Annotated in this window: 5 protein-coding genes; all 5 read left to right on the top strand. The window is 72.6% G+C overall.

Annotated features, from left to right (window positions below):
* Nucleotides 1-744, top strand: a 744-nt coding sequence (locus MXD58_RS22955) for a DUF881 domain-containing protein (protein ID WP_250609900.1), incomplete at its 5' end; no start/stop codon positions are given.
* Between the two features lie 100 nt (nucleotides 745-844).
* Entirely contained in the window at nucleotides 845-1,225 is a 381-nt protein-coding gene (gcvH, locus tag MXD58_RS22950; protein WP_248840801.1) for a glycine cleavage system protein GcvH, read from the top strand.
* Between the two features lie 294 nt (nucleotides 1,226-1,519).
* A complete protein-coding gene (locus tag MXD58_RS22945; RefSeq protein WP_248817732.1) occupies nucleotides 1,520-2,065 on the top strand; it encodes an FHA domain-containing protein in 546 nt (181 codons plus the stop codon).
* Between the two features lie 16 nt (nucleotides 2,066-2,081).
* Nucleotides 2,082-2,855 carry a transcriptional regulator FtsR gene (gene ftsR, locus MXD58_RS22940; RefSeq protein WP_248840800.1) on the top strand — a complete coding sequence of 258 codons (774 nt, stop codon included), beginning with the start codon at nucleotides 2,082-2,084 and terminating at the stop codon, nucleotides 2,853-2,855.
* A gap of 221 nt (nucleotides 2,856-3,076) precedes the next feature.
* Nucleotides 3,077-3,562 carry a bifunctional nuclease family protein gene (locus tag MXD58_RS22935; RefSeq protein ID WP_248840799.1) on the top strand — a complete coding sequence of 162 codons (486 nt, stop codon included), beginning with the start codon at nucleotides 3,077-3,079 and terminating at the stop codon, nucleotides 3,560-3,562.
* Nucleotides 3,563-3,613: the final 51 nt, after the last annotated feature.

Here is a 3,613-nt window from a genome sequence, read left to right as displayed (position 1 = left end):
CCGCGGGAGGTCCCAGCGCCCTCGCGGCCGCGGTGGCCGGGTCCGGCCCGGGCGCTGACGCTGCTGCTGCTGGCCGCACTCGGCTTCGGTGGGGTGGTGGCGGCCAGGTCCGCGGATCCGTCCTTCAGCGGCGCCACCGCCGATCCGGACCGGTTGGCGGCGAGCCTCGCGGCGATCGGGACCCGGGATCGGTCGCTGGCAGCGCAGGAGGGCCGGCTGCGCCGGTCGGGCGCGAGCGCGGCACCGACCGCGTTCGCGGTGACCGGTCCATCGCGATCGGTACCGGGGGGTGGGATGTCGGGGGGTGGGGTGCCGGCCGAGGCGGCGCGGCTCGCGGTCCTCGCCGGCACGGTGGCGGTCAGCGGTCCGGGAGTGGAGCTGACCATCCGGGATCCGCAGCGCTCCGTCGACGCGTCGGTGCTCGTCGACGCCCTGCAGGAACTGCGTGACGCGGGCGCCGAGGCGATCGAGATCGCCGGGGTGCGCGCGGTGGTGAGCACCTATGTCGCGGACGATCCGGGGCGTGGGCTGATCGTGGACGGAACATCGGTGTCGCCGCCGTACGCGCTGCGGGTGGTCGGTGCTGCGCACACCCTGGACCAGGCGCTGCGGATTCCGGGCGGAGTGCTCGATACGGTAGCGGCGCGGGACGGCGCGCAGGCGAGCGTGCGGAGCTTCGGGAAACTGGAGATCCGGGCACTGCGGCCCATGCCCAGTCCCCGCTACGCTCGCCCGGCCGGATAGTTCTTCCGCGGCCGTGCGGGTGAATCGGTGGCGGTGGTGGGCGTCCGGTGGCCGGTACGGGCCGCGGCGCCTCGTGACCCAGAAGGAGAGGCGATCCCCGGTGTACCCGGACGACCTGAAGTACACCCGTGAGCACGAGTGGATCCGGCTCACCGGCAGCACGGCGCGGGTCGGCATCACGGCCTACGCGCAGGAGGCACTGGGCGACATCGTGTTCGTCTCCCTGCCGGAGGTCGGCCTCGAGGTGGGTGCCGGCGAGCCCTTCGGCGAGGTCGAGTCGACGAAGAGCGTCTCGGAGCTCTACGCTCCGGCCGGGGGAGCGGTGGCCGCGCGCAACGAGGCGCTGGCAGGGGCCCCCGAGCTGGTCAATTCCGATCCGTACGGCGACGGGTGGCTGGTCGAGATCACCCTGACGGACGCGGGCGGCATCGACGATCTGCTGAGCGCCGACGAATACACTGAGCACGTAAAGGGTAACTGAAAGTACCGTTGGCGTGGCGCTGGCGGGCGGTGGGGCGCGCCACGCCGAACAACACGGGACGCACCCTTTTCACGACCGTGCCCCCGATGCACTAGCCTCGGAGTGCGCCGGGGTGCGGTCGTGGACGGCCCAGCCGTCCGCATATGATCATCCCGGTGGTGGGGGTGGGCCGAGAACGTCTGGCTACCACCATCGCTGTGCTGGTAGAGACGTTCCCGCCGCCTGCCCGGCGGCGGCCGAGGCGGCTGGCGGGCCCGTGTGACGCGGGTTCGGCGGCAGGAAGCGGACGCGACTGTGTTCTGCACGAGGTGCGGACAGCAGAACCCGTCCGACGCGCTGTACTGCGCGCGGTGCGGGTCCCCTCTGGTACGTCCGGGAGAGCCCGTGGCACCGGAGCGGCCCGCCGAACAGACGTCGACGCTCAATCTCGCCGCCGCTCTGTCGGGCATCGAGGGTGACCACGTCGACGAGTCGACCGAACGGGACGCGGTGGCCGCGGTCGACGCGCTGCCGCCCGGTTCGGCGTTGCTGGTCGTGAAGCGGGGGCCCAATGCGGGCAGCAGGTTCCTGCTGGACGCGGACATGACCACCGTCGGCCGGCACCCCGAGAGTGACATCTTTCTCGACGACGTCACGGTCTCCCGTCGGCACGCGGAGTTCCACCGCTCGCCGTACACCAAGGGATTCTCCGTGCGTGACGTCGGGAGCCTCAACGGCACCTACCTCAACCGTGAGCGCATCGACTCCGCCGAGCTCACCAGCGGCGACGAGGTACAGATCGGCAAGTTCCGGCTGGTGTTCCTCACCGGCACGAGCTACGGGGGGTCGGCGGCGCGGTGATCGGGAAGGTCTACCGGTGAGCGGCTTCGCCGCGGCGGCGCACGCCGCGCGCTCGGGCGTGCCTGGCCGGAGTTCCGCCGGCCCGGGGGCGAAGGTTCTCACCATCGGCCAGGTCATGGAGCGGCTGCGGGCGGACTTCGACGACATCACCCTGTCGAAGATCCGCTTCCTGGAGGCGGAGGGGCTGGTCGAGCCGGCCCGCACGAGTTCCAACTACCGCAAGTACTCCGCCGATGACGTGGCGCGTCTGCGCTACGTGCTGCACGCCCAGCGGGAGCGTTTCCTGCCGCTGCGCGTGATCAAGGAGGAGCTGGCGTCGCTGGACCGGGGGGAGACCCCGGTGCACCGGCCCGGCCCCCGCCCGCTGCCGCCGAATCCGGGCCCCACCGGCCTGGACGCCATCCTGGGTGCCGAACGGGACCGGATGTCGCGTCGCGAGCTCCTGGCCGCCGTGGGGCTCCCCGAGGAGGACCTGGCCGACCTGGAGCGCCATGGCCTGGTCGCCCCGATCGCCGGCGGCGGGTACTACGACGCCGACGCGGTCGTGGTCGCCCGGACTGTCGCGCTGCTGGCCGGGCATGGGGTGCAGGCCCGGCATCTGCGGGCGGCCCGGACCGTCGCGGACCGTGAGGCTGGTCTCATCGAGGCGGCGACCGCGCCGCTGCGCGGGCAGCGCGGAGCCGACAACTCGGGGCGCCATGCGCAGACCGCCGATGAGCTGGCGGCGCTGCTGGTCCGCCTGCATGCGGCCCTGCTGCGGTCCCGGCTGGCCGCCGCCCGCTCGAGCTGAGGGGGCCCGCGCCGCCGCGAGTCGGTCGCTGCGTGGCCGGGTGGCGGCTCATCGTGGCCACCCGGCGCCGCGCGGTGGCCGGGGGGAACTGCCCTGGTGGGCAAGGGAACCCGTGGGCGCGCTGACGCGGGGCGGATGCGGGGATACTGTCTCCCCTGTGGGGTTTTCTGGCTCCGGTCACATCATCCCGCCCTGCCCCACCTGCGCGAGGAGGTAGATCGGTGCATCGGCTGGACATCGTCGGCGTGCGAGTCGAGCTTCCGTCGAAGCAGCCGATCGTCCTTCTCAAGGAGGTGGGCGGTGAGCGGTATCTGCCCATCTGGATCGGCGCTGTCGAGGCAACCGCGATCGCCTTCGCCCAGGAGGGCATCACGACGGCGCGGCCCATGACCCACGACCTGATGCGGGACGTGCTGCGGGCGCTGCAGACGGACCTGACCCGCGTGACCATCACGGACCTGCAGGACGGCGTCTTCTTCGCCACCCTGGTGTTCGGCAACGGGACGGAGGTCTCCGCCCGCCCGTCGGACGCGATCGCGCTCGCGATGCGGATGGGCGCCCCGGTCTACGGGGTGGAGGCCGTCCTGGCCGAGGCCGGGATCACGGTGCCGGAAGAGCAGGAACAGGAACAGGAGAGCGAGCTGGAGAAGTTCCGGGAGTTCCTGGACACGATCTCCCCGGAGGACTTCAACACCCCCGGCTCCTGACCGTCGCGCCGAGCGTCGGCCCGCCCGCCGAGCGTCGGCCCGCCCGCCGAG

It is taken from the genome of Frankia sp. AgKG'84/4, from assembly GCF_023242965.2.
Classification (GTDB): domain Bacteria; phylum Actinomycetota; class Actinomycetes; order Frankiales; family Frankiaceae; genus Frankia.
This window is presented reverse-complemented; position numbering and strand designations above follow the sequence as displayed.